Genomic DNA, 24,003 nt, shown 5'->3' with positions numbered 1-24,003 from the left:
GAACTATCATGAATTTGGGGTGTTTTCAACATGAAACAAAACGGACATTTTTTGATTGTTTTTCTAATAAGTTTGTTCTCGCTTATAGGATTCTGTGTTATGGCGATCCTAATCAGTGGGAAAAGGATTGTTCAATTTGATCAAAGCGCTATTTCCTTTATTCGAGGATTTGAGTCATCGGTGGTAACTTCGATTATGAAAATTTTTACATTTATTGGTTCGTTGCCAGTCGTGTTGGTGATATCTCTCATTGCATTAATTCTTCTGGATAAAGTATTAAAACATCGAATCGAATTATTGTTATTTATTGTGGTCATGATTGGAACGCCGCTTTTAAATCAGGTCCTGAAATTCGTTTTCCAACGTGCCCGTCCAGATTTTCATCGCTTGATTGAGGTTGAGGGCTTTAGTTTTCCAAGTGGTCATGCGATGAGTGCTTTTGCTGTTTATGGGATTCTTTCGTTTCTATTATGGCGTCATATTCCTACCGGTTTGGGACGCGTTACTCTAATTATGTTCAGCAGTCTATTCATTCTCATGATTGGTGTAAGTAGGATTTATCTAGGGGTACATTATCCAAGCGATATTATCGGTGGCTATTTCGCAAGTAGCTGCTGGCTGGCCATCGCCATATGGATATTCCAGAGATTAAAAAGTGAAGCAAGAAGAAAGAAAACTTGGGTGGAGTAGTCATTCATCGCAATTAGGAAGTCGCGTATAGGTTTACCGGATTAGGAGAAGTGACTATGAATAAAGCTTAACAAATTTCTTTATTTACATAAGAGGATGAAAAGGATCAGATCCCACAACAACCCTATACAGTTCAAATTCAGCGTAAGTACCACAATGAACTGTGTATAGAGTGAGTGATCAAATCCTTTGCCACGACATCCTCATTCTAAAGCAAAAAGAAAATCTATTTGTTTGCAAATGGATCTTTGTAAGGTACTAATTCCTTTGAAAACTCTGTTACATTCGCCATTTTTGGCATTTGACTATTATTTCGCGCCCGAAAATTATTCATTAAGTTTTGAATCGGAATCAGCATATTTTTGTTTCGATTTCTTTTTAATCCATAAGCGGCGGCACTAATACCCAGACCTAACATAGATGCCCACATCATTCCTCTATTGTTCCTTCTTCTTTTTCTACTATTAAAAAGAGTAGGGATCCGATTATTCAGTTTAAACACTCCTCATTAGCTATTTGAAAAGCACATGCCTTTCATAATCTAATATTTGCTTGTAGGTGTTTGATAATGCTGGTAATGTTTATGGACTTAAATTTCAGGAATTCTCCAGTAGGGTGATCGCTTCACAAGTTAATGATTTAGGACTAGAAAAGTTTCCGCTATTTTCCGTTATTTATATAATTCCCCTTGGAATATTGTACATAGATGATAATTGGTAAGGGGAAAATATAAAAAAAGAAGTATTATCCTTGTGATAATTGAAAAAACACCGAGATTTAAAAAGCATCTGGGTGTTTTTCGCTAACAAGTGCAGGGATACTATCTGCTAACGCTTCAATATTTTTTGTTATTTTTGCGCTATAGGAGAAATCACCGTAGCAATATGGGTAGCGGAAATTGTCTTTATTTCCGCCGCAATTGTACAGGATAGGATTTTTATCTACTTGGATCTTTGAGAATTTCTTCGCTAGTTCCTCACTATGCTTTCCGCCATTTTCCGCGATGTAATTGATATAGCCCATGCCCATATTATAGGACTGAATGATGGTCTGGAAATCTACATTCTTTTCTTTACCATAAGTAACAACGCGCTGAAAATGCTTAACGCCATATTGAATGCTTTCCTTAGGATCAGTGATTGTATTGGGGGCAAGTCCAGCAGATTCTGAAGATTGCATCGGATCTCCACCCTTACCGCGGCTTTCTTGTTGCATAACTGCAATAAGTACGACTGTATAGTCTTGCAAGTTATATTGGGCCAGTTCATCGTGAAGGATTGTACTGTATTTCTTTACAGACGCAAAGGGGTCCGGTTGAATCATGGATGTCGATGCCTTTTCCGGATGCGGAACTAAGATGACCTGCTTAATCAGTAGGATCGCAAAAAGTAGCGCAAACATGACGAAAAAGGCTTTAGATATTTTCCGTTTTCGTTTCATTTCTTCTCCTCATCATTTCATCTATGTACTTTCAGTTTATCAAATAAATGAAAGGGTGACTATCTGAAAATAGTAGTATGCGAATCTATTGATTGAACTAACATTGCGTTATTCCCCTATTTTTCAATAATCATTCACGCAGCTTTCAACTTTGAAAAATAGACTTTTTAAAATAGTTTTGATGTGACTTAATTTTTCGGTAATTCTCCCGCATAAACTTTCCTCAATGTCTGTAACTCGTGTAATTTAGTTAACGCTACTTCTCCCATTTGTTTTCCTATTGCGATAATCATGCTTTCGATAAATGCAATAGCGGCGACCATCGAGTGAAATTCCCGCATTTCGCCTCTTTCGGTGAAAAAGGTGTATGTCGCCTCTTCAATCATAGGCGAGACAAGCAAATCTGTAATTAGTATCGTTTGACAGCCTTTTTTTCTAGCATAGTTAAAAAGTGTTCGAATTTCTGGTGAAGACTGTACAAAACCGAAGATGATGATGATGTCTGTTTCTTGGCAGTGTACAAGATCTTCAAATAATTCATGCCCGCTTTTTGCCATGGTTTGAACACTCATGCCAAAGCGTTTTAGGCGGAATTGAAGCAAAGTTGTCAAGCATTCTGCAGATCCTGAGCCATATAAATGAATGGTATCACTTGCAACTATTCTCTCAACTGACTCGTAAAAGCTGTGATTATCCATGTGTTTGCTTGTTTCTTCTAAGTAATAGACACCCGCCCTTAGCATATGCCCAACTCTTGTTTGTTCATATTTCTCTAGAGCTGTTTTCATTTTACTAGCTGGTGTGATGATGGCATCTTTTTTTAGCTGCTTCTTATATGCTTTAAAACTTTCATGGCCGATCGCCTCCCAAAAGCGTGAAACGGTAGCAATACTGACTCCTGTTGCTGTGGAGATGTCTTTTTCCGTCATAAAGGGAAGGGAGTCCGCTTGCTTCGTTATATAATCTGCAATAATCTGTTGTTTCTTCGTTAAGTTCTTCGTACTCTCTATATTCATTTTGTACATTCCTCCTAGTTTGAAAGAAAGACTTAAGATTCCATATGTCTATTTTACCATCAAAAATGAAAAATAAATTACATTTCACTATAAATGTAATTTTTACAATCAATTAATATGCACTTAACAAAATTTTCTTACTATTAAGTTTGAAAGTAAGTTGTGGAGGAGGAAGGGAAAATGAAATTAAACGTAGAGAGAAAGTTAACACAGTCTCAGAAAATGATGGTGTTTGTTTTATCAATGGCTTTATTCGGTTTATCTAAGATGATCACAGAAATTTTACCTTCAAATGAAATTGGGCCGATTGAGTTTTCTGTTTCGTATTTCGCTTTTATTCCGCTTATTCTTTGTGTATTGTTTCATCCGCTGTACGCAGCGCTCGGTGCTTCGGTGGGGAAGATTATTTTCGCTGATTTATTGATGGGTGATTTCAGCGGTATTGGTGAGTTAGAAGGATTTATTCAATTGACGGTGGGCATGTATGTGGCAGGGTTGATTGTGAAAAATCCCTTAAACAAGGTACAGCTTACAATCGCAGCTCTAGTAGGTGTCGGAATTGATCAGATCTTAAGTTCGGTTGTTGATATTACGAAGGTCTGGATTGGAATTGAAGGGTTTGATACAGTCCCGGGACTTCCTGAAAGTATTGTCTTGTTAGAAGCCGTTAGCTTTGTGAATGAAATGGTTATTACAGGTGTACTATTTGGCGTTATTCCAACGCTGATTCTTGTTCCACGATTGTATGGAAAGATTGAACCTCTACTTGGAATGAAACCACGCGAAAAACGAGTAAATGCATCGATGTCAGAGTTCGTCAAACCTGGTTTAATCACCATAGTGATTGTACTAGGATTTGTTTCAATGATTGCTGAATTTATGGCGGAAATGGATTTGAACTTTGCATTTTGGACGCCAGACTTTCTATTACAGTTCGAAAATGGCTATGAATGGATCGGTATTTCAGCAGGTCTGATTGTTCTCGGTCTTGTGCTGTATATAGTTAAGAAGATTTTTTCAAACAAGCAGCAAGTAGAAGCGAAAATAGAATCAAACAAAAGGGTGTTGTAAATGATTTCGATTAACTCTGTTTCGTTTCGTTACCCTGGTTCTGAAAGTTGGGTGTTGAAAGAAGCAAGTGTAGACATTGAACAGGGTGAATTTACAGCAATCATTGGTGGAAATGGAGCTGGCAAGTCGACACTTTGTAAAACGTTAAATGGGTTAATACCATCTTATTATGTAGGTGATTTCGAAGGAACGGTTATGGTCGACGGCTTGAATGCAGTTACTACAAGCGTGGCAGCCTTGTCTAAGAAGGTGGCGTATGTGTATCAAGATTTTGAAAATCAGCTTGTGCGTCCGACTGTTTTGGATGAAGCCATCTTTTCACCCCTGAATTTCGGATACCCTGATTATATGGAACGCGGGAGGGAAGCGTTACGGATTCTTGGATTGAGCCATTTGGAGAAGGAACATATATGGCAGTTGAGCGGTGGGCAGAAGCATTTAGTTGCGTTAGCTGGAGCATTATCGCTAAGCCCGGAAATCTTGATTATTGATGAGCCAGTCGCACAGCTAGATCCGGCACATGCTATTGAATTATATGACAAGCTTAAGATGTTGAATGAAGAGTATAACAAAACGATTATCGTGATTGAACACCATACAGAGTTCATTGCGAATTATTGTTCAAGTGTCATCATGATGGAGCAAGGCTCTGTTCTATGGAAGAAACCGGTTAAGCGTGGCTTATCTTTAGTGAAGGAATTGATGGATAAGAATATTCATCCTCCTCAGGTCACACAAGCGATGTTCCAGCTAAAACGAGAGCAAAAACCTAAGCTATTTCCAATAACGGTTCAGGAAGCGAAAGCAGAAATCGAAGGGAAGTATGAAATTTTACCTGGGTCTCACTTATTTTCTTCACAAGTACCACAAGTCAAAGACGTGGAGACCATCTCCATGGACGAGGTTGAATATGGCTACAAAACGATTACCCGAAAGCGAAAACCGATTATAAAAAAGCTTTCGCTGACTTGTTATGAAGGAGAGAAGATTGCACTAGTTGGTAGCAATGGTGCTGGGAAGTCAACTCTATTAAAGATGATTTCCGGTCTTGTGAAGCCACAAGGTGGGGCAATGTTAGTGGATGGACAATCCACATCGAAGCTTAGCATGGAACAGCTTGCTGAAAAGGTCGCTTATATTTATCAAAACCCGGAAGAAATGTTTATCGAGGATTCTATCTATAAAGATATTGATTATTTTTTGAAAGCGAGAAAGATTGCAGATCGCAGGGAGTTCATTGAAGAAATTATTCAACGCTTCCATTTAGAGGAGCTGAGGGAGAGGGACGGTCGGTTATTAAGCGGCGGACAACAACGAAGAGCGAGTCTTGCAATCGGTATTGCGATGAAACCGTCGATTGTACTTCTAGATGAGCCAACAGCAAGCCTTGATATTGCGACGCGTAAGGATATGATGAAGATGTTGAATAATTTGAATGGTTTTGTGAAAACAGCAATTGTTGCCACACATGATATGGAATTAGTCGCAGAATGGGCGAGCCGAGTGATTGTACTAAAGGGTGGCATAATTCTCGATGATGCAACACCGCATACATTATTTTCGAATCCATCCTTGTTGCGCGAGGCATCTCTTGTCGCTCCGCAGATTGTAGCCTTGTCCAAAGAGGTGAACATGTATCCAGCAGCGATTACGACTGAAGAGTTTTTGTCTCGTGTAAAACAAGTGGGTGTTGGAGGTGGAAGAGTTGAATGTGTTTCAAAAGCTCTTTAGTAAGCTTTCAGTCGAGAACATTAAGATTGAGTTAATGAGAACAGCTTATGGGACGGAGGAAACGGTCCTTTCAAAGCTTGACCCGAGAATGCTAATCGTTTGGTCCCTGTTCTTCACAACAGTTCCTTGGTTTATTCATAATATGACCATTCTAATTGGGCTGGCTGTGTTAATGGGGGTGCTTGCTTATATGGCTAGAGTTAGCCCACTATTGATCGTGCTGTTGATTATTGGCGTGATATCACAGTTTACGTACTTGATTTTTGTGGCGCTTTTTCTTGGAGGAACATTTACGGCGCTCCTTGCAGTCATTCCGCTTACTATAAAAATCATGATTATCTCGCTATCCAGTATGGCAGTTTTTACAAGCATGGATCCTGAAAAATTCAGTGATGCACTCTTAAGCTTTGGTGTTCCGGGTAAATTCAGCTTCGGCGTTTCTTATGGATACCGTATGCTTCCTATCTTAATCGAAGAATATCAAAGTATTATCCAGTCATTTCGATTACGTGGAAAGATGCCTGCTAAGAAAGGAATCCTGTATTGGCGCTACATCGTCTATTTTCTGAAAATAAGTGTTCTTGCTTTTTACCCGATGATGCTCAATACAGCTAAACGAACTCGGACCACCGTTGAGGCTTTAGAAATTAGAGGGTTTAGTTATTCAGAGGAAAATGATTTAGCAAAGAAATTAAAGCTTAAATCGTTAAAAATGAACAAATACGATTATCAGTTTGTCGCAATCACATCAGTCATTACGATTTGTATCATTAATATAGGAATGTTTTATCCATTATAAGAAGGGGGAGTTAAGTATGATTATTGACTTTCATACACATGGGAAATTAGCAAAACGAGTGGACTTTGATCTTGAATTTTTTAAAGAAGTGATTGTAAATGCAAAAGAAAGCGGATTGACGGCGCTTGCTTTGACAGAACACTTTAATACGAAGAATTTCTATGAAATCTATGAAACGCTTGATGAGCATTTTCAGTATAAACATGATTATTATGATGTAAATGGATTCAAAGTATTCACAGGAATGGAAGTCGATGCACAGGAAATTGGGCATTTGCTGTTCTTGGCAAATAAAGAATCGATTCTCAAAATCCGTAATCAACTGAGTGACCATACGACAGAAAAGACGTTTTTACCCATCACCGAGCTTTTGAACTTGGCTGATAAATATGGTGCTTTGAAGATTGGAGCTCACCCGCTAAGAGAATCCACACCTTTACACCAGCATCCAGAGGAAGTGTTAAGGCGCTTTGATGCGTTTGACTTAAATGGAAAAGATATGCATGAGCATGGGGTGGAAGCAATGAAGTTCGCGGTCTATGAATTTGCCGATATGTGTGATGTACCTGTTGTTTGTGGTAGTGACTCCCACCACCCCATTCATATAGGCGTTGTAAAAAACAAACTTCCAGAATGTGAAACAGTGGAAGAGATAAAGCAAGCAATTCGAACACGCAGCTTTACGAGCGAGATTTCGCCTGTTCTGCACACAAGAGTTCATGCGGCGACAATTGTGAAGAAGAAGATGAAAGAAGAGCTCGTATACGACATATAAAATGACACCTTATGACAGTGCATGCTGTCTAAGGTGTTTTTTTATGTTGGCCATAAATCAGGGGGGGAATTCGTAAGATGACTGGTAAACCCTGACTTGTAGTATGCTTCTGGCTTTATTCTCCCATGATTAGGATGAATTATCTAATCTATAATCTATTCTTCACTGTTCCACCTTTTCAATATCCTGAATTGAGAAAACTCAATAGGGCTCGTATACTTACCCTTCTGTACAGGGCACTCGAACTTTTTGCGGAGAAGAGGAGCAAGCATCGGATGATTTGTATGCTTTAATCGTAGTCACAGGAATAGTCTGAGAACTTGGTGAAAGAACTGGTTCATTCACTTAATCTTGCATTGTTAAAATGTTTAATTCCTACCAAACAGGTTCAATTAATTGACGAATTATGAGAGATTTTATACGATAAGGTGTATCGACTGACTGATCAATCGAGAGGAGGAATTGTGATTACAGAAAATGAGAAGTCTATGGATCGAAGAGAGCAATTGATTGCGATCGCCATTCAGTTGTTTGCTATGAATGGTTATCACAAGACAAAGATAGCAGATATTGTGCGCGAAGCGGGAATTGCTCAAGGGACCTTTTATTGGTATTTCAAAAGCAAGGAAAGTATAGCGCTGGAGATTATTCAAAGCGGACAAGCACAGATTCTTGCAGTTGTTTCTAAAGGATATCGGACAACTCCAGGTACTGTAGCCGATGCAGTGGCCTCTTCTGAAAAATTATTTGAGGATTTATTTACCTTTTCTAAGGATAATCGATATTTGATGGAATTAATTATTAAAGGAATCGATAGTGAAGAGTCCATCAAGCATTTAATTTTGGAAACTCGTATAAAAATTGAAGAAGCATTCAAGAATAACGTAAAGCGGGCAATGGATTTAGGGATTTTGCCAGAAAAAGATCCAACGATTCAAGCGGCGTTATTAATGAGCTTAATGGAAGGGATGCTCGCGAGATGGCTATTCGGCCCTGTTACATACGAATCAGCAGTAAAGGAACAATCAGCAAATGACTTAGCAAAGGAATTGGTGAAGTTCGAGTTCCATGGACTGTTAGGCATATAAGAGAAGGAGTGAATCGAAATTGAAAAAGCGCATAGTGTCCCTACTGATTTTTCTAGTGGCTATCGTGATGATAGTAAGTGCATGCGGTACAAAGGATAACGCCAGCAATGGGAAAAAAGAATTACTTCAAGAGGTGAAGGATCGAGGCACATTACGGGTGGGTGTCATGGGAACGTATCAGCCCTATAATTTCTTAAATGAAAACAAAGAAATGGACGGTTTCGATGTAGACATTGCCAAGGAAGTTGCGAAACGTTTAGGGGTAGAGGCTGAGTTTGTCGCTCAAGAATTCTCGGGAATGATTGCGGGACTGAAAACGAATAAGTTTGATGTTGTAATCAGCCAAATGACGATTACGGATGAGCGGAAGAAACAAATGGATTTTACAAAGCCGTATATTACAAATCACGTAAAGGTCATTGTTCAAGAAGCGAATAATACGATCAAGTCTGTTGATGATTTTAAAGGGAAGAATATTGGCGTCGGGTTAGGAACAAATGACGAGACCTATCTTCGTACAGAGTTAATGCCAAAAGTAGGCGATTTTACAATCAAAACGTATGATGATGTGATTACATCACTGAAGGATTTGGATACAGGCAGAATTGATGCAACGATTAATAACATGTATGCCATTAAACCGATCGTTGAGAAGAATGGTTTTAAAATTAAAACGGTGGGCGAACCGGTGAAGTCTGATCAAGCAGGTATCGCTGTTCGCAAAGGAAATGAACCATTCCTAAAAGAGCTGGACAGAATTTTAGCAGAAATGAAAGCAGACGGAACGTATAAAAATATTTATATGAAGTGGTTTAATGAAGAACCAGCTGAGTAAAAAGGAAGGGCTGGATAAGTAAATGGATATTATATGGTCTAATTTGCCATTTTTATTACAAGGAGCCTATTATACACTCCTTATCACCATTGTATCGATGTTTTTCGGATCGATTCTTGCGGTTATTGTTGCAATCGCGAGACTGAAAGGAAACCGGCCAATTAGATGGTTGGCGCGTGCTTATGTATCGATTATTCGAGGAACGCCAACACTTGTGCAGATTATCATTATTTATTATGGATTAGCGGATTATGGCTTAAACCTTAAACCGTTGACTGCCGCATATATTGCGTTAAGTATTAGCATTGGTGCTTATTTATCAGAAACATTGCGTGGTGCGATACAAGCGATTCCAAAGGGACAATATGAGGCCGCATATGCATCGGGAATGACACCGATCCAAACTATGAAGAGAATCATTCTACCACAAGCGATTCGAATTGCGATACCGCCAGCAGGAAATACCTTCATCGGGATGCTGAAGGAAACATCGCTCGTATCCGTTATTACTGTCACCGAATTGCTTCGCTCGGCGCAGCTTTTAATTGCGCAGTATTATGTGTACATGCCGTTTTATCTAGCCATTGCGGTGATGTATTGGATCCTTAGTACGGGATTTTCCTTCATTTTAGAGCGAATCGAGAAACGGCTATCAATTTATGAATAAGTATGGTGATCCCTATGATAAAAACAAATGATCTATCAAAGAGTTTTTCAGGACTTGAAGTATTAAAAGAAATCAATTTGTCTATAGAGACAGGTGAAGTAGTCGCTATTCTTGGTCCAAGTGGTTCAGGGAAAAGTACTTTGTTGCGTTGTTTTAATGGGTTAGAGGAATTGTCAGGCGGCAGGATCCAAGTAGGCGAAATTGAAGTGGATGCGAAGCAATCGCCAAGAGAACGAAACAAACAAATTCGTCAAATTCGACTACATACTGGAATGGTCTTTCAACAATTCAATCTATACCCACATAAAACCGTGCTGCAAAACGTCGTAGAAGCATTACTTATTGTCAAAAAAATCCCGAAAGAGAAAGCAATTATTTTAGGGGAAAACCTGCTTAAGCGAGTTGGATTATTTGAAAAGAAAGATCAATATCCGCAAAGACTCTCTGGCGGACAACAGCAAAGGGTAGCCATTGCAAGAGCACTAGCGATGGAACCGGATCTTATGCTTTTTGATGAGCCAACTTCTGCTCTTGACCCAGAATTAGTGGATGAGGTTCTGGCTGTTATTAAAGAGCTCGCTCATACAGGTATGACAATGGTTATTGTGACGCACGAAATGGAGTTTGCGCGTGAAGTTGCCGACCGAATTGTGTTTATGGCTGATGGCGTGATTGTGGAAGAAGGAACATCAGAAGAATTCTTTAGCCGGCCAAAAACAGAACGAGCACGAAAGTTTTTGAAAATGGAAGAAGTCACTAATTGAAAGAGGGATCAGCATGAAAGTACTAACGAAATGGACAGGACAACGCGCCTTCACAGCAGTCGGCGATTCAGGATACGAAGTGAAAATGGATGCAACAGAAAAATACTTTGGGGAAGGGAAAGGCGTTACGCCAACTGAAATGTTGCTCGCGTCTCTTGCTGGTTGCATCGGGATTGATGTTACGATGATCCTAAGACCATATTTATCTGAAGTAGATACACTGGAAATCGAAACAGATGGCACAAGAGAAGAAGAAATGCCAAAAGCATTTACAACGATTAACGTCACGTTTACCATTAATGGAACTGTCGACAGCAAACGAGTGTGGCGAGCGATCGACCTTGGTAAAGAGAAATACTGTTCAGTATCGAATTCATTGAAAGCAGATATTATCTTCCATCTTGTGTTGAATGGCGAAAAGCAGGAGCGTCCTGTAAAAGCATAACTCCTTTTTGTGTGAAAATATAACCGAGATTCATTTTAGCTTCGATAAATAAAATACGAAAACACCGTCCAAATAATAGGTCGGTGTTTTCGTGCAGATTGTAATATCGATCAAACTAAGGGAAACTCACTATTTCTGTCTTAAACAAATAGCATATTATTCAGATGTATTCAATGAATATTGATGTCAAATAATGTTCTCTAACGTTGACACTTACTTAGTAGTAAGTTAGGGTATAAATATGGAAAATAGAAAAGAACAAATCATTGAAAGGGCATTAGTGCATATAAAAAAGAGAGGTTATCTATCTTTCAGCTATGATCATCTATCAAAAGAGCTTGGTTTGACGAAAGCAAGTATTCACTACCACTTTGAAAAAAAAGAGAGTTTAGGGCTTGCTATTTGTGACAGAATTGAAAATGGGCTGGATCAAATGATATTGGCCATTAATGGTATGCATATTGATCCGAAAGAAAAGCCAATGGAGTTTTTTAGAATGAGGATTTCTCACATTGATGTAGATGAGATTTGTCCGATTTCAGCATTTCAAGCGGATTTTCCGTACTTACCTGAAAACCTCAAGCAATCTGTTCAAGATGTAACGAAAAAAGAATTAGGCTGTGTAGCTGAATTACTTCAAGACGTACATAAAGACATAAATAAAAATGAAGCCAAGGCAATCCTATTATTATCCGCTATGAAAGGCGCGTTGCAGTATAGACGAGCAGTTGGTGGGGAAATAATGGAGACAATAAGTTATCAATTGGAGGAGATATTGCAATGAGTCGAAGAGTTGTTGTAACAGGGTATGGGGTCGTATCCCCTTTAGGAAATGATGTAGATACATTTTGGAATCATATAAAAGAAGGTAAATCAGGAATAAAGAAAATCACATCAGACGAATTTGCTGGGATTAACACACAAATTGGCGGATATATTGACGATTTTGCGCCAGAGTCGTACTTAGATAATAAGGAAATCGGCAGATACGATAGATTTATTCAATATGGATATGCTGCAGCAAAGCAAGCGCTTGATCAGTCAGGATTGGTTTTGGAGACAGAGACGAATGACCGGTACGGTGTGTACGTCGGTTCAGGTATTGGCGGGATTGATACGACGCTTGAGAATCATAAGGCGTTGCTAGAAAAAGGGCCAAGAAGAGTGTCACCATTTATGGTACCGATGATGATTAGTAATATGGCCTCAGGAATCATTGCCATCAAAACTGGGTTTGCTGGTCCAAGTTTCTCACCGGTATCTGCTTGTGCGACTGGTAATCAGGCGATTGGCGAGGCTTTTTTGAACATCCATCATGGTTATTCAGATGCGATACTTGCTGGTGGCGCTGAAGCGACGATAAATCCACTGTCATTTGCAGGATTTTCACGTATGCGTGCGATGTCCACCCGAAATGAAGAACCCGAAAAGGCAAGCAGACCGTTTGATAAGGGACGCGACGGTTTCGTTATGTCTGAAGGTGCAGGTGTGTTAATGCTTGAAGAATATGAGCATGCCAAAAAGAGAGGCGCTGTAATTTTAGGAGAAATTGTAGGATACGGATCCTCGACAGATGCGCATCATATTACTTCTCCTGATTACTTAGGTGCTGCTAAAGCAATGGAAAAAGCAATACAGATGGCACAAATCGATCCAGAACAAATTGATTACATCAATGCACACGGAACGAGCACACCGGAAGGGGACAAGTCTGAAACGAATGCGATTAAGCATGTATTTGGTGAACATGCCTACAAGCTAAAAGTCAGCTCTACTAAATCCATGACAGGTCATCTGTTCGGCGCAGCTGGCGGTGTAGAAGGTGTCATCACAGTGAAAAGTATCCAGGAAGGGATTTTACCTCCAACAATTAACTATGAAGAGCCGGACGAAGAGTGCGATCTAAATTACATTCCGAATCAAGCTGTAGAAGAAATAGTAAATTATGCTCTTTCTAACGGCTTTGGATTTGGTGGACATAATGCCGTGCTAGTGTTTAAGAAGTTTACGGAAAATGAACGGTAATAAATGAGAGTTCTGAGTGAAATAGGTCCATTTTATACTCAAAATTTATAAATCAATAAAGGTAGGCACATATTAGGTATGCATAATATGTTTGCTTACCTTTATTTTGTGATTAATGGACATATCACTTACAAGTTCTTCTTAATGAGGAGGTTGGACAGTTGGAAATACGTAAATTGCATGCAGCAGATGCAGAAAAATATTGGACGTTACGTTTAGAAGCATTTCAGGCATTTCCCGAAGCATTTGCTACAAGTTATGAGGAGGCAATTGCGAAAGAAGATCCGATTCAGGAAGCTAAAGATAGACTTGAAGCAGAAGGAAGTTATACTTTTGGTGCCTTTATAGATGGTGAACTGGTTGGTATTGTGACACTTGTTCAAGAAATGCGCGAAAAGCAGCGGCACCGAGCAGATATTTTTAGCATGTTCGTTAAAAAGAATCAACAAGGTCTTGGGGTGGGAAAAGCTTTGATGAGTGAGGCCATAAACTTTGCGAGAAATGTTTGGGGAATTGAAAAATTGAACTTATCAGTCGTTGCAAGCAATGAAGGTGCTAAAAAGCTATATAGCAATCTCGGTTTCAAGGTGTTTGGTCGCGAAGAAAAAGCACTGAAACTAGGCGTTGTATACTTAGATGAGGAGCATATGGTTTTATTTTTATCATTTCCCGAAAGAAGACTCCCTCTTCAATCGTGTAAAGGGTGTAACCCAACGATAAGGGGGAGATGAATTTCGGTTAGGCGTTAGCCTAATGGCCCCTTTATTTGCTGTTTTTTTGACCTAGAACAGAACGTATGTTTGTTTTATTGTATAATTAATGGTAAAATGTAAATAGGAGGTGAATCGTATGTTAGTTAATAAGGCCTATAAATTTCGCATCTATCCAAACACAGATCAAGCCATACTAATCAATAAAACGATAGGTTGTTCACGTTTCGTGTTTAACTTCTTTCTTGGTAAACAAAAAGAAAAAGATCTCTATTGGTACGTCGTGGAAGAAATGAAACAAAATGGACAACTTCCTTCTAATGATTGGAAAGGTACATACTTGAATCAATACGAAACAGTTAAATACCTTCCTGAATTAAAGCAACACTATCCTTTTTTAAAAGAAGTAGACAGTATTGCCTTACAAAAATCTGTTGAAAATCTAAGTGATGCCTATGATCGTTATTACAGAAAGCAGAATAAACAACCACGATTTAAGTCTAAAAAGAACCCTGTTCAATCTTACACAACAAAGCATACGAACGGAAATATCGCTGTTATTGAAAACAAAATAAAGGTACCTAAACTGGGGCTTGTTCGTTTTGCTAAAAGTCGTGAGGTAGAAGGACGCATTCTTAGTGCTACCATTAGACGAACCCCTTCTGGTAAATACTTCGTGTCCTTAGCAACCGAATCAGAAGTATCAGAGTTACCTAAAACAGAGTCAGCAGTAGGGATCGATTTGGGCATCAAAGATTTTGCGATTCTTTCAGATGGAACGATCTACTCGAATCCAAAATTTTTCCGCACCTTAGAAGAAAAACTAGCAAAAGCACAAAAAATTATGAGTAGACGGACAATAGGTGGTTCGAATTGGTACAAAGCTAAAATCAAAGTAGCACGTATCCACGAAAAAATGGCAAATGCGCGAAAAAATTACTTAGATAAAATTTCCACTAAGATTGTCGAAAACCACGACATGATTGGGATGGAAGATTTGTCAGTATCTAATCTGCTTAAAAATCATCATCTTGCCAAAGCCATTATTGAAGTATCATGGTCACAATTCAAAAGTATGATTGAATACAAGGCGAGATGGTACGGGAAACAAGTCGTAACGGTTGCAAAAAACTTCCCTTCCAGTCAACTTTGTTCATGTTGTGGCTATAAAAATGAAGACGTTAAAAATCTTGGATTGCGTGAATGGGAATGCCCAGAGTGTCATACCTATCATGATCGAGATATAAACGCAGGGAAAAATCTTAAAAACGAAGCTGTAAGACTTCTAACCGTAGGGACTACGGGGATCGCCTAACCCATAACTGATCGATAGATTGGTGTTCTTAGGAATCCCCCACTTCAAATTTTCGTTAGAAAATTAAGTGGGGGGTAGTTCAAAAGGTTGTAGTTAAATTCAAAATGTGCGATTCAACATCACTTAACCTAAAAACGAAACCGCTGATTTGTCTAGCGGTTTCGTTAGGAATGGAAAGGCTAGAATTAAATGAATTTTGCAACCTCTTCTAATGGCAGGCGGGAAGATCCGTGTGCTGGCGTAGCTGCTTTCCCTAAAGCGATTAGAACAATTGGGAAGATGTGTTCTGGAAGCTCGAATCTTTCTGTGAATTTCGCTTTATCGAAGCCGCCCATTGGTACTGTATCATACCCTTTTTCCTTAGCGATCAGCATCAATTGCATAGAAACAAGTCCAGCATCGAAAGCCGCGATATTCATTCTTGCATCTTTTGAAGCTTTCGGATAAGTAGCATTCGTATTTGCAATCATTAGCTCTTTGGTTGACTCATCCATATGGCCTTCTGCTACATTTTGTGTATATATTTGATCTACTTTTTTATACATGTCGCTATTACCCAAAATGGCAATAACTGCAGATGAAGATTCGACTTGTGCTTGGTTAAATGCGATTGCTCTTAGTTCTTTCTTTACGTCTTGATCTTGAATGACAAGAAAGCTCCAAGGTTGCAGGTTACTTGATGATGGTGCTGTTGTTGCTTGCTTCAACATGTCCTCAATTTCTTCTTTTGTTATTTGAAAATTAGGATCGTATACTCTTACAGATTTCCTTGCAGTCATTAGATCATATAATTTTGAGCTTGTTGATGTAGTCATTGTCGTTGCCTCCTGGGTATATAAACTTACTAATGATAAGTTGTTGAATATAACTTACCATTAGTAAGTTTGATGCGTCAACCATAAAGTTTCGTGCTATGATTAAAGATAGAAAATTCGAATGGGGGCTTATTTTATTGAATCAGCCATACAATTGCAAGAATTCATCACATGTCTGCAGTAATTTTCACGATACGATTGAATTTATTGGTAGAAGATGGATGGGTGTAATCATTTATACATTAATGTCTGGACCGAAGCGTTATTACGAAATTGTCGCCAGTATTCCTGGAATTTCTGATAGACTCCTAACAGAACGACTGAATGAATTGGTCAAAGAGGGACTCGTCACGAAAAACTTCCTAGAATCGTCCGTGAAGAAGGTGGAATATGAACTAACGCCGAGCGGTCTAGCTTTACAGGAAGTCATTATTGCGGTAAGAGACTGGATTGGATTGCGTGAAGCACTTCAGAATAAGATAGAAAATGACTAGGCAGGGTTCTCAAAGCGGGAATTCTGTTTTTGATGTGTCTAGAAATTACATTATATGATGTTAAAATTGTTTCTAATCAAAGGGCAACAATATTGAGCCCTTGTTTAATTGGAGAAAGCCGCTTTTATCTGTGACTCTTTTTCTTAGGAAGGACACAGGGGCGATGCTTTGTTAACTTAAAACAGCGTTACCAATTGAATGACAAGCTCAACTGGAGTTTGAGTAGAAATCTATAAAATTGCTGTTGCACTTTGCCACTTTATTTTAGTTAGTTTGCCTATTTTATTAAGCCTTCCTTCAAATAAAATTGTAGCGTTTAACACTAAGTTGCTTCTTTGGCAGATAAACGATACTTAACTCATTTTTCACCCAATTCTGAAGGTCGGTTATTCTATTGACTTTTGTTGTGGCTGCTTTTATATTAATACAAGTTATTGAATAAATATCTCATTCGTTTTGCATATAATTGACAAGAAATCGTCTCCTTACAATGCAATCAAACAACTTAGAAAAGGAGATCTTACATGAGTACGAAAAAACTTGGGTTTTGGATATTAACGGCGCTTGTCGTTGGAAATATGGTTGGTACGGGGATCTTTATGTTGCCTGGATCCTTACGCTCAGTGGCAAGTCCCCTCGGAGTTGTATCGGCTTGGCTTGTAACCGGATTTGGTGTACTGATCCTTGCATTAGTATTTGGAAATCTTTCGCTTAGAAAACCGCATTTAACAGGCGGACCGCAGCTTTATGCGAAGGAATTATTTAAGTCTGGTAGCAAGATGTCAACTTTATCAGGATTTATGTCAACTTGGGGATATTGGATTGGGAGCCTAATCGGAAATATTGCGGTCATTACATCGTTTGCCGGCTATTTATCGACCTTCTTCCCGATTTTAGTAAGCCAGGCGGAATTCTTCACTTTTGGTGATTTTACGTTAAAGGTTGGAAATGCGTTAACCTTTATCGTATGTACGGTTCTGTTATGGGGTGTTCATTTCATCGTACTACAAGGAGCTAATCGAGCTGGTAAAATAAACTTTATTGCAACGGCAGCAAAGGTAGTAAGTTTCTTTTTGTTTATTGTGATTGGTTTATTTGCCTTCGAAAAAGCCAATATTATGCCATTTGTCGCACCAACTGTTAATGAGTTCGGCCAGTCAGTTAGCTTACTTGGACAAGTGAATAGTGCAGCTGTGATAACTCTTTGGGCGTTTATTGGAGTTGAATCAGCGGTTGTCTTCGGATCACGTGCAAAACGACAAGTCGATGTGAAGCGTGCCACTGTATTGGGATTATTCATTGCGCTTGCCATCTATATCGGCATCAGTACGCTTGTTATGGGCTTATTACCACATGATCAATTAGTCACATCCGAAAAGCCATTGATAGATGCTTTCTCAACCGTAACGGGACCGGTTGGTGGAAAAATTCTCGCTGCTATCGGATTGGTCAGCTTTTTCGGTTCGACGATTGGTTGGATTATGCTCAGTGCAGAAGTACCTTATCAAGCTGCAAAGCAAGGCATGTTTATGCCTCAATTCTTGAAAACGAATAAAAACGGTATGCCTGTTTTCTCGATGATTGTCACGAATGCAGTTGGGCAACTGTTCATTTTTTCAACCATTTCGAGTTCGATTTCAGCGGCCTTTCAGTTTATGATCGTTGTTGCGACCCTTTCTTATTTAGTCCCTTATCTGATCTCATCGCTTTTTCAGTTGAAATTGGTAATAACAGGTGACACATATGCAGATGGGAAAGGAAGAATCGCAGATGGTATCATTGCTACTTTTGCATTACTTTACTCTATCTGGGTGATCTACGCAGGAACAGCCGACCTGAAAACCTTCTCAATGGGAATTGTTCTGCTACTGAGCAGTCTATTTTTCTATAAATGGGTTAAACCAGTTGCTGCAGTAAAGGAGTTGTAAGAACTGTATAGTAATGAGTTTAATAGCTGTGAGATTTTCTTGCTAAGATATTATTCATTCCCTTTACTTTAAGAATGTACTTATTGAGTCAGTTTGTAATCTTTACGGATATAAAAAATTGACAAACTATAAGACTTTATTTTAAAATAGCTATATACAGTTGAATAGTTTCTCCTAAGGGGAGTAGCTTTTACAGCAAGGTCGTCATTACGGAGTGTTACACTCTCGGCTTTGTTGGCAACATAACGTTGTTAGCCAGACCTTACCTATTGGTAAAGGTCTTTATACGTATTCAAAAACCTTTACCTTTCCGGTAAAGGTTTTTTGTTTTCAATTCAACTAAGCGATTCATCTAGTGATGAAAAAATGAATAGAGGTGAGAATCTAGTGAAAAAAAGAGTCCAATCATTAACGGAGTTAATTAGAAAAAATAGAGAAGCCATTCTTAAAGATGTAGCAAAACTTGAAAAAATTGAAAAGCAAATGGATGAAAAATATTCTAATTCTAAATAAATCGATATAAAAAATGAAGGAGTGCATTCTTTGATACTAAGAAAATCGATGTCACTATTAGGGATCGGTTCAGCGCAAATTGATCTTATCTTACCTAAAGAAATATATCATCCTGGAGAATCTATTCAGGGGTATTTCTTGATAAAAGGTGGTACGATAAAACAACAAATGAAACGAATTGAGTGTGATTTGGTCATGTTCGATTATGTCAGAGGTACAGAGACCGTAATCGATACAACGATGATCTTGTCTTCAAGAGATATTGCCGCAGAAGAAGTAAACGAAATCCCGTTTTTCTTTCAGCTGCCAGCTTTTCCTTCACCTAAAGGAATGGATTATCAATTTAAAACAAGGCTAACTTTTGATAAAGGGATGACCAGCAAAGATTCGGATCTTATTCAGATTATTTAAAAGTAGTGGGATGTAGAAGGAAGAATCCCATATTGATACCATCTCTTTGATACCGAAGATCAACATTACGATCGGAAATTGCAAATTAGATGCCAACGAGTTTTATCGATCGAGAATGAAAATAAAGTGAAACTTCCCTCAGTGGGGGTTTTTTCATCCCCCACTGAGGGTTAGTCCCGTTCTAGTGTCGCTAAATCTTCGATAAAGCGACACTACGAACCCGATTGGTTCAACTAAACCTTTGAAAACCACAAAGGTAAGTTTCACTGTATCTCACCAATCGGGGATTTACAGGCTGTTTATCCCCCACCTATTTATTTCTTGATTCTCTCGCAAAAATTGAGGTGGGGGTATTACAGCCTGTTAAACCGGGATAAAACTGAGAACATGCCTTCAACCTATATAGTTGAATTGTTAGTCAATGTAATTAAGTGAATGTTCATTAATAAGAGTACTTCAGCCGGTTAAAACAAGGATAAATTCATCGGCTTAGCCTAACATTAAAAAGATAGTCGCTGATAATGGATTTCATGCTACTGAGGTGAAAATGTGAGTATTTTAACTTTTACAAAAGAAATTTCAGAATATATAGCTGATTTTTTAGTTTTAAAATTAATATTATTGGGATTAGTGTTAATAATCCTTTCCTATATCATAAACCGAACGGTGACCTGGTTCTTCGGAAAATCTACATTTTTTGAAGAAGAAATTGAAAAGACGATACAAAGTGTCATTCGTTCAACGTTAAGATACGGATTCGCGACAGTCTTTATTATCTACTTAATTGGACAATTCATCGATCTAAAAGGATTACTTGCTGGAGCGGGGATTATTGGGGTAATTATTGGTTTTGCTGCACAGCAAATGTTAAAGGATATTTTACTTGGTGTCACTCGATTATCAGATAATGAATTTCGCGTTGGCAACTTTGTCACGTTTAACGGAACAAGTTCAGGTACGGTTGAGGAAATTGGGGTCCGGTTTATGCAGATTCGCGAGTGGTCGGGTAAGCTTCTTACGATTCCTCACGGAGAAATTAGGACGATTCAGAATTATAATAAAGGAAGAATGCGTATAATCGAAAGGGTTACTGTAAGTTATCAGGAGGACCCAAGGCGAATGGAGCGCTTGTTAGAGGAAGTGTGTAAAATTTGTAATGAAAAGTATCATCAAAGTTTATTACCATTAGAGGATGGAGAGCCTGAACAGGATTTTCGGTATATTGGCGTTACTAATTTAAATCCAAATCAAAATTATCTCGGCTATGAACTTTGTATCGTAGGCTTGGTGAACCCTGAGGACTATTTTCAAACTTCACGAGATGTAAGATTCGAACTGATGTCTGTTTTTTATGACAATGAGGTACAGATGCCGGCAGCCAATTTAATGATGCAATCAGAGAAAAGTGAAGGGCAATATCTCTCGGCGAATGAGTGAATGAAACGAATGGAGTTACATTGTATACTTATGAAAAAGCTCCGCTTAAAGAATATAGCATCGTAAAATCAGTTTAATGATTCTACTAGACAAAAAACGTTACATTACACAATTAATTTGGGTGCCAAATATCATAATACGAAGAACCTTGCTATATGTGTGCAAGGTTCTTTTTATTTCGAAGTAAAAAATACGGAATATGGAAAGAGGTTGAAATATATCATTTAGTCGGTTCGGTATGGAGGATATTCATGTTCAGGTAAATAAGGCCCTACATCTTGTTGCAGCCATACTTGAATTTTGGTTCTGTCTGTATGAAATAACCATTCCTAACCTCTGCACTCCAGTTGGCAAAGGCCTCCCGCCATTGAATACTATTAAAGAATTGATCAACGGTTTGATTTTCAGAATCCCACTCTATAAATGTATTGAGTGGAGCGATTCCACCTGCCCAAATTCCATTATTTACGTCCGTACCTTTTTCTCTTACTAATAATATGGGTAGACCATGTTGAAAAGCCATCGATGGTTCAATTTGCAAAAACACGGACCCCTCCCAAAATGGAGTAGTGGATGGTAATGGTCCTACATTGGTGTCAATGAATTCAACCAGAAATCGTCGAAAGTTTATTGCTAACAATCCATAACTCGATAAAACCAATCGACGAATGCTTGTCAAAATTGTTTCGGGATACTGTTCACTAATAGGCAATGTCCGTGGAAAAAGTAAGGCTTGCTCAATCTCTGAGATAAGTCGATCTAGAAATCGCCCTTGTTTGGTATTAAGGGTATTAGTCGTACTTAAAAAAATCGGGATTCGGAAGGCACGATCGACGCATTCTTGTAATGATGCTGAAGGTTGTGCTCTTTCTTCAATGTGTTCATCCGTTGATTCCATAGGAGGAAGTATATGATTATTTTTAAAATGTTTATCGTGAGTCATTCTCTCATCTCCTTGTCTTTTTCAATATATGAGCATGGAGTTAAAGGAGATTGGACAAATGTTATATAAACTAGTGCTTCTTTCTAATAAAAATGAAGGGCTCGCCTGTTTGTAAAGCAATAATGTGCTTCTGTACAACAATGCTGTGTTCGTAAACTTTATTTAAATATTATTTAGATGGAGGAATATCCTTTTATATTAAATCCAGTAAACAGTCTAACGGCGGCACTAAACTGTCATCTTGTTGCTATTATTAAAACTGTAAAAACTGGATAAATAGAAAATGCGATTTAACATGAACTGTGTTTCTATATTTTCATGTTGGGGTTTTGCAAAGCGTCAAGGGCAACGAATCACTAAGTAACATCTGGAAAAAAGATGGGATTTAAATATTGACGTGGGGTACCATAGTAAAGAACTTGATTATATTGAGGGAAAATGGATTCAAAATGAATCAAGATGGCGGAATCCAGCAGTTGTGGATAATAGCTGAACAATCGACGATCACCGTAAAAGATGGCAGTTAAGGCAAGTTTGATTTCTCTTTGAAAAATTATAAAGCGTTGTTTAGAGGAATGTTCATCGAAATCTCCTCCACTTACATACACTTTGCCTTTACATATAAACTGCTCATATTGCGAGATCCATTCTGCTAAAACCTCATCTCGGATTTTTGCATTTATGGCAGAAAGGTTATAGTGATTGCCAATACTTAAAAATAATTTCCCAGTAGCATCAGAATGCGTCAGCGTATATTTTCGACCATCAACAGGCAGACATTCAGTGGTAGATGGCAAAAACGTAGTACTTAACTTTGAGGTATTAAATGTGCTCATGATGACCACTTCTTTCATTAAGAAGATAATGATATGGAATCATATGTTTAAAAAAATAATTGGTTCTAAAAGATGCGTTAAACTGGTAAATGCATCCTTGGAGTTTTTACTGTAATGAAGGCGAAACATAGATCCGTTTTGGGATGTCGGTTCACGTATATCCAGTGTAGGATGGACTGGTGAATGGGAAGAGTAACTACTATTTGGAATGAGGTGCGAAAAATGACGATTGTACGGCTCGGTTATGTAGCAATGAGCATGGAATTAAAGAACGCATCTCCCTCGCAAACCATGACATTTAAGCAATTCCAGAAAATTGCTGACAGGGAAGCTGCTGTTCGCAAATTGGAACGTATTTCATTATCGAATTTACAAAATACACTTAGAATTCTCAGGCATAATGCAGAATCTGATATCCATTTTTATCGTTTATCTTCTCGTCTAATCCCTCTGGCCAATCATGAAGAACTTCTTGATTGGAATTATCTGAAGCCCCTGCATCAACTGCTACATGAGATTGGTGATTTTGCAAAAGAGCACGAAATAAGAATTGATTTTCATGCGGATCACTTTGTTCTCATTAATTCCATGAAGAAAGAGGTTTTAATAAGCTCCATTCAAACGTTGAAAATGCATTATTTATTATTAAAAAGGATGGGAATTGAACCGACTCATCGCTGTGTTATGCATGTGGGCGGTAATTATAAGGAGACAGATGTATCGCTTGAACGATTTATAGATAATTGGATGGTCGTCCCAAGATCGATTCAAAAAATGATTATGCTTGAAAATGACGATACTTCATTTACGCTAGAGGATACTCTTTACTTATGTGAAAAACTGGATATTCCTCTTGTCTTCGATTATCACCATCATCTTGCTCACCATCGGAATGCTGATTGGGAAATTCATTGGAACCGAGTCATCCAGACGTGGAAGCATTCTTCTCTCCCTGTGAAAATGCATATTTCTAGTCCAAGAAACGAACAGGCATTTCGCCACCATGCTGATTTTATTGATGTGAACATGTTCTTTCAGTTTCTAAAAGAAATTAAAGGCAGCATTAAGCAAATTGACTGTATGATTGAAGCGAAAAAGAAAGACGAAGCACTTTTTAGTTTAATGGAGGAGATTAAAACGAGGGATGATGTGGAAATAATTGATGGCTCTTCTTTTCGTTTAAAATGAATGATGAGCTAATGAAGTAAATGATTTACAAATCGTTTTTTTACAAAAGGCTCTGTTAATCATGGCT

General features: G+C 38.4%; 26 protein-coding genes. 20 read left to right on the top strand and 6 right to left on the bottom strand.

All coding sequences use genetic code 11. The features are described 5' to 3' along the window. The first annotated feature begins 99 nt into the window (after positions 1 to 99). Positions 100 to 690 (top strand): phosphatase PAP2 family protein, encoded by a 591-nt coding sequence (locus tag AC1MGI_RS00305; protein WP_480347661.1) that lies wholly within the window; start codon positions 100 to 102, stop codon positions 688 to 690. Between the two features lie 226 nt (positions 691 to 916). On the opposite strand, the gene AC1MGI_RS00300 is transcribed toward AC1MGI_RS00305, so the two are convergent. From AC1MGI_RS00300 to AC1MGI_RS00290, 3 genes are all read right to left on the bottom strand, one after another. After that, complete coding sequence (locus AC1MGI_RS00300; RefSeq protein WP_480347659.1) at positions 917 to 1,123, bottom strand: hypothetical protein; 207 nt, start codon at positions 1,121 to 1,123, stop codon at positions 917 to 919. 344 nt (positions 1,124 to 1,467) lie between these two features. Beyond that, positions 1,468 to 2,130: a lysozyme family protein gene (locus AC1MGI_RS00295; RefSeq protein WP_480347658.1), complete on the bottom strand. Its 663-nt coding sequence runs from the start codon at positions 2,128 to 2,130 to the stop codon at positions 1,468 to 1,470. A 188-nt stretch (positions 2,131 to 2,318) separates the two neighbouring features. Continuing rightward, positions 2,319 to 3,146 carry a MurR/RpiR family transcriptional regulator gene (locus AC1MGI_RS00290; protein WP_480347655.1) on the bottom strand — a complete coding sequence of 276 codons (828 nt, stop codon included), beginning with the start codon at positions 3,144 to 3,146 and terminating at the stop codon, positions 2,319 to 2,321. Positions 3,147 to 3,326: 180 nt separating this feature from the next. On the opposite strand from AC1MGI_RS00290, the gene AC1MGI_RS00285 reads away from it, so the two are divergent. The 13 genes from AC1MGI_RS00285 to tnpB all read left to right on the top strand — a co-directional run bounded on the left by AC1MGI_RS00285 (position 3,327) and on the right by tnpB (position 15,371). Further along, positions 3,327 to 4,217, top strand: coding sequence for a DUF8171 family membrane protein (locus tag AC1MGI_RS00285; RefSeq protein ID WP_480347653.1), 891 nt, complete (start codon positions 3,327 to 3,329; stop codon positions 4,215 to 4,217). Beyond that, the gene (locus AC1MGI_RS00280; protein ID WP_480347651.1) at positions 4,218 to 5,948 is read left to right on the top strand and encodes an ABC transporter ATP-binding protein; all 1,731 of its coding nucleotides are present in this window, start codon (positions 4,218 to 4,220) and stop codon (positions 5,946 to 5,948) included. After that, entirely contained in the window at positions 5,929 to 6,747 is an 819-nt protein-coding gene (locus tag AC1MGI_RS00275) for an energy-coupling factor transporter transmembrane component T family protein (RefSeq protein ID WP_480349898.1), read from the top strand. Before AC1MGI_RS00280 ends, AC1MGI_RS00275 begins: the two co-directional genes overlap by 20 nt. A 16-nt stretch (positions 6,748 to 6,763) precedes the next feature. Then, a complete protein-coding gene (locus tag AC1MGI_RS00270; RefSeq protein WP_480347649.1) occupies positions 6,764 to 7,522 on the top strand; it encodes a PHP domain-containing protein in 759 nt (252 codons plus the stop codon). Between the two features lie 464 nt (positions 7,523 to 7,986). Next, on the top strand, positions 7,987 to 8,610 hold the full coding sequence (locus AC1MGI_RS00265) for a TetR/AcrR family transcriptional regulator (protein ID WP_480347647.1): 624 nt from the start codon (positions 7,987 to 7,989) through the stop codon (positions 8,608 to 8,610). 67 nt (positions 8,611 to 8,677) lie between these two features. Next, on the top strand, positions 8,678 to 9,445 hold the full coding sequence (locus AC1MGI_RS00260; protein ID WP_480349897.1) for a transporter substrate-binding domain-containing protein: 768 nt from the start codon (positions 8,678 to 8,680) through the stop codon (positions 9,443 to 9,445). Positions 9,446 to 9,467: 22 nt separating this feature from the next. After that, complete coding sequence (locus AC1MGI_RS00255; protein ID WP_400628878.1) at positions 9,468 to 10,112, top strand: amino acid ABC transporter permease; 645 nt, start codon at positions 9,468 to 9,470, stop codon at positions 10,110 to 10,112. A 14-nt stretch (positions 10,113 to 10,126) separates the two neighbouring features. Continuing rightward, positions 10,127 to 10,876, top strand: a complete 750-nt coding sequence (locus AC1MGI_RS00250; protein ID WP_480347645.1) for an amino acid ABC transporter ATP-binding protein — start codon at positions 10,127 to 10,129, stop codon at positions 10,874 to 10,876. A 13-nt stretch (positions 10,877 to 10,889) separates the two neighbouring features. Next, the gene (locus AC1MGI_RS00245) at positions 10,890 to 11,321 is read left to right on the top strand and encodes an OsmC family protein (RefSeq protein WP_480347643.1); all 432 of its coding nucleotides are present in this window, start codon (positions 10,890 to 10,892) and stop codon (positions 11,319 to 11,321) included. Between the two features lie 241 nt (positions 11,322 to 11,562). Further along, complete coding sequence (locus AC1MGI_RS00240; protein ID WP_480347641.1) at positions 11,563 to 12,105, top strand: TetR/AcrR family transcriptional regulator; 543 nt, start codon at positions 11,563 to 11,565, stop codon at positions 12,103 to 12,105. Next, complete coding sequence (fabF, locus tag AC1MGI_RS00235) at positions 12,102 to 13,346, top strand: beta-ketoacyl-ACP synthase II (protein WP_480347639.1); 1,245 nt, start codon at positions 12,102 to 12,104, stop codon at positions 13,344 to 13,346. Before AC1MGI_RS00240 ends, fabF begins: the two co-directional genes overlap by 4 nt. A gap of 161 nt (positions 13,347 to 13,507) precedes the next feature. Next, positions 13,508 to 14,077: an N-acetyltransferase family protein gene (locus AC1MGI_RS00230; RefSeq protein WP_480347637.1), complete on the top strand. Its 570-nt coding sequence runs from the start codon at positions 13,508 to 13,510 to the stop codon at positions 14,075 to 14,077. A 118-nt stretch (positions 14,078 to 14,195) separates the two neighbouring features. Next, positions 14,196 to 15,371, top strand: coding sequence for an IS200/IS605 family element RNA-guided endonuclease TnpB (tnpB, locus tag AC1MGI_RS00225; protein ID WP_480347635.1), 1,176 nt, complete (start codon positions 14,196 to 14,198; stop codon positions 15,369 to 15,371). A gap of 185 nt (positions 15,372 to 15,556) precedes the next feature. Here the strand turns inward: tnpB and AC1MGI_RS00220 are convergent, their stop codons facing one another. Then, on the bottom strand, positions 15,557 to 16,186 hold the full coding sequence (locus AC1MGI_RS00220) for a nitroreductase family protein (protein ID WP_480347633.1): 630 nt from the start codon (positions 16,184 to 16,186) through the stop codon (positions 15,557 to 15,559). A 137-nt stretch (positions 16,187 to 16,323) separates the two neighbouring features. Here AC1MGI_RS00220 and AC1MGI_RS00215 point away from each other — a divergent pair, with 137 nt between their 5' ends. From AC1MGI_RS00215 to AC1MGI_RS00195, 5 genes are all read left to right on the top strand, one after another. Continuing rightward, entirely contained in the window at positions 16,324 to 16,680 is a 357-nt protein-coding gene (locus AC1MGI_RS00215; RefSeq protein ID WP_253722334.1) for a winged helix-turn-helix transcriptional regulator, read from the top strand. Positions 16,681 to 17,204: 524 nt separating this feature from the next. Further along, the gene (locus tag AC1MGI_RS00210; protein ID WP_480347631.1) at positions 17,205 to 18,608 is read left to right on the top strand and encodes an amino acid permease; all 1,404 of its coding nucleotides are present in this window, start codon (positions 17,205 to 17,207) and stop codon (positions 18,606 to 18,608) included. 387 nt (positions 18,609 to 18,995) lie between these two features. Further along, a complete protein-coding gene (locus AC1MGI_RS00205; RefSeq protein WP_253722338.1) occupies positions 18,996 to 19,121 on the top strand; it encodes an FbpB family small basic protein in 126 nt (41 codons plus the stop codon). A 21-nt stretch (positions 19,122 to 19,142) separates the two neighbouring features. After that, the gene (locus AC1MGI_RS00200; protein ID WP_480347629.1) at positions 19,143 to 19,532 is read left to right on the top strand and encodes a sporulation protein; all 390 of its coding nucleotides are present in this window, start codon (positions 19,143 to 19,145) and stop codon (positions 19,530 to 19,532) included. Between the two features lie 549 nt (positions 19,533 to 20,081). After that, positions 20,082 to 20,969 carry a mechanosensitive ion channel family protein gene (locus AC1MGI_RS00195; protein WP_480347627.1) on the top strand — a complete coding sequence of 296 codons (888 nt, stop codon included), beginning with the start codon at positions 20,082 to 20,084 and terminating at the stop codon, positions 20,967 to 20,969. Between the two features lie 271 nt (positions 20,970 to 21,240). On the opposite strand, the gene AC1MGI_RS00190 is transcribed toward AC1MGI_RS00195, so the two are convergent. Next, positions 21,241 to 21,867: a hypothetical protein gene (locus AC1MGI_RS00190; protein ID WP_480349896.1), complete on the bottom strand. Its 627-nt coding sequence runs from the start codon at positions 21,865 to 21,867 to the stop codon at positions 21,241 to 21,243. Positions 21,868 to 22,268: 401 nt separating this feature from the next. Next, positions 22,269 to 22,748, bottom strand: coding sequence for a staygreen family protein (locus AC1MGI_RS00185; RefSeq protein WP_480347625.1), 480 nt, complete (start codon positions 22,746 to 22,748; stop codon positions 22,269 to 22,271). A gap of 222 nt (positions 22,749 to 22,970) precedes the next feature. Here AC1MGI_RS00185 and uvsE point away from each other — a divergent pair, with 222 nt between their 5' ends. Further along, positions 22,971 to 23,936: a UV DNA damage repair endonuclease UvsE gene (gene uvsE / locus AC1MGI_RS00180; protein ID WP_480349895.1), complete on the top strand. Its 966-nt coding sequence runs from the start codon at positions 22,971 to 22,973 to the stop codon at positions 23,934 to 23,936. The last annotated feature ends 67 nt before the right edge of the window (positions 23,937 to 24,003 follow it).

The sequence above is a fragment of the Peribacillus sp. BM1 genome (assembly GCF_056679975.1).
The sequence above is the reverse complement of the archived record's forward strand: the minus strand, read 5'-3'. Positions and strand labels throughout refer to the sequence as shown.

Excerpts from the sequence above, each read along its gene's own strand:
- AC1MGI_RS00245 (WP_480347643.1), top strand. The coding sequence starts at position 10,890 with ATGAAAGTACTAACGAAATGGACAGGACAACGCGCCTTCACAGCAGTC.
- AC1MGI_RS00290 (WP_480347655.1), bottom strand. The coding sequence starts at position 3,146 with ATGAATATAGAGAGTACGAAGAACTTAACGAAGAAACAACAGATTATT.
- AC1MGI_RS00185 (WP_480347625.1), bottom strand. The coding sequence starts at position 22,748 with ATGAGCACATTTAATACCTCAAAGTTAAGTACTACGTTTTTGCCATCT.
- AC1MGI_RS00295 (WP_480347658.1), bottom strand. The coding sequence starts at position 2,130 with ATGAAACGAAAACGGAAAATATCTAAAGCCTTTTTCGTCATGTTTGCG.
- AC1MGI_RS00240 (WP_480347641.1), top strand. The coding sequence starts at position 11,563 with ATGGAAAATAGAAAAGAACAAATCATTGAAAGGGCATTAGTGCATATA.
- AC1MGI_RS00270 (WP_480347649.1), top strand. The coding sequence starts at position 6,764 with ATGATTATTGACTTTCATACACATGGGAAATTAGCAAAACGAGTGGAC.
- uvsE (WP_480349895.1), top strand. The coding sequence starts at position 22,971 with ATGACGATTGTACGGCTCGGTTATGTAGCAATGAGCATGGAATTAAAG.
- fabF (WP_480347639.1), top strand. The coding sequence starts at position 12,102 with ATGAGTCGAAGAGTTGTTGTAACAGGGTATGGGGTCGTATCCCCTTTA.
- AC1MGI_RS00190 (WP_480349896.1), bottom strand. The coding sequence starts at position 21,867 with ATGGAATCAACGGATGAACACATTGAAGAAAGAGCACAACCTTCAGCA.
- AC1MGI_RS00220 (WP_480347633.1), bottom strand. The coding sequence starts at position 16,186 with ATGACTACATCAACAAGCTCAAAATTATATGATCTAATGACTGCAAGG.
- tnpB (WP_480347635.1), top strand. The coding sequence starts at position 14,196 with ATGTTAGTTAATAAGGCCTATAAATTTCGCATCTATCCAAACACAGAT.
- AC1MGI_RS00255 (WP_400628878.1), top strand. The coding sequence starts at position 9,468 with ATGGATATTATATGGTCTAATTTGCCATTTTTATTACAAGGAGCCTAT.
- AC1MGI_RS00305 (WP_480347661.1), top strand. The coding sequence starts at position 100 with ATGGCGATCCTAATCAGTGGGAAAAGGATTGTTCAATTTGATCAAAGC.
- AC1MGI_RS00250 (WP_480347645.1), top strand. The coding sequence starts at position 10,127 with ATGATAAAAACAAATGATCTATCAAAGAGTTTTTCAGGACTTGAAGTA.
- AC1MGI_RS00210 (WP_480347631.1), top strand. The coding sequence starts at position 17,205 with ATGAGTACGAAAAAACTTGGGTTTTGGATATTAACGGCGCTTGTCGTT.
- AC1MGI_RS00285 (WP_480347653.1), top strand. The coding sequence starts at position 3,327 with ATGAAATTAAACGTAGAGAGAAAGTTAACACAGTCTCAGAAAATGATG.
- AC1MGI_RS00280 (WP_480347651.1), top strand. The coding sequence starts at position 4,218 with ATGATTTCGATTAACTCTGTTTCGTTTCGTTACCCTGGTTCTGAAAGT.
- AC1MGI_RS00260 (WP_480349897.1), top strand. The coding sequence starts at position 8,678 with ATGATAGTAAGTGCATGCGGTACAAAGGATAACGCCAGCAATGGGAAA.
- AC1MGI_RS00300 (WP_480347659.1), bottom strand. The coding sequence starts at position 1,123 with ATGATGTGGGCATCTATGTTAGGTCTGGGTATTAGTGCCGCCGCTTAT.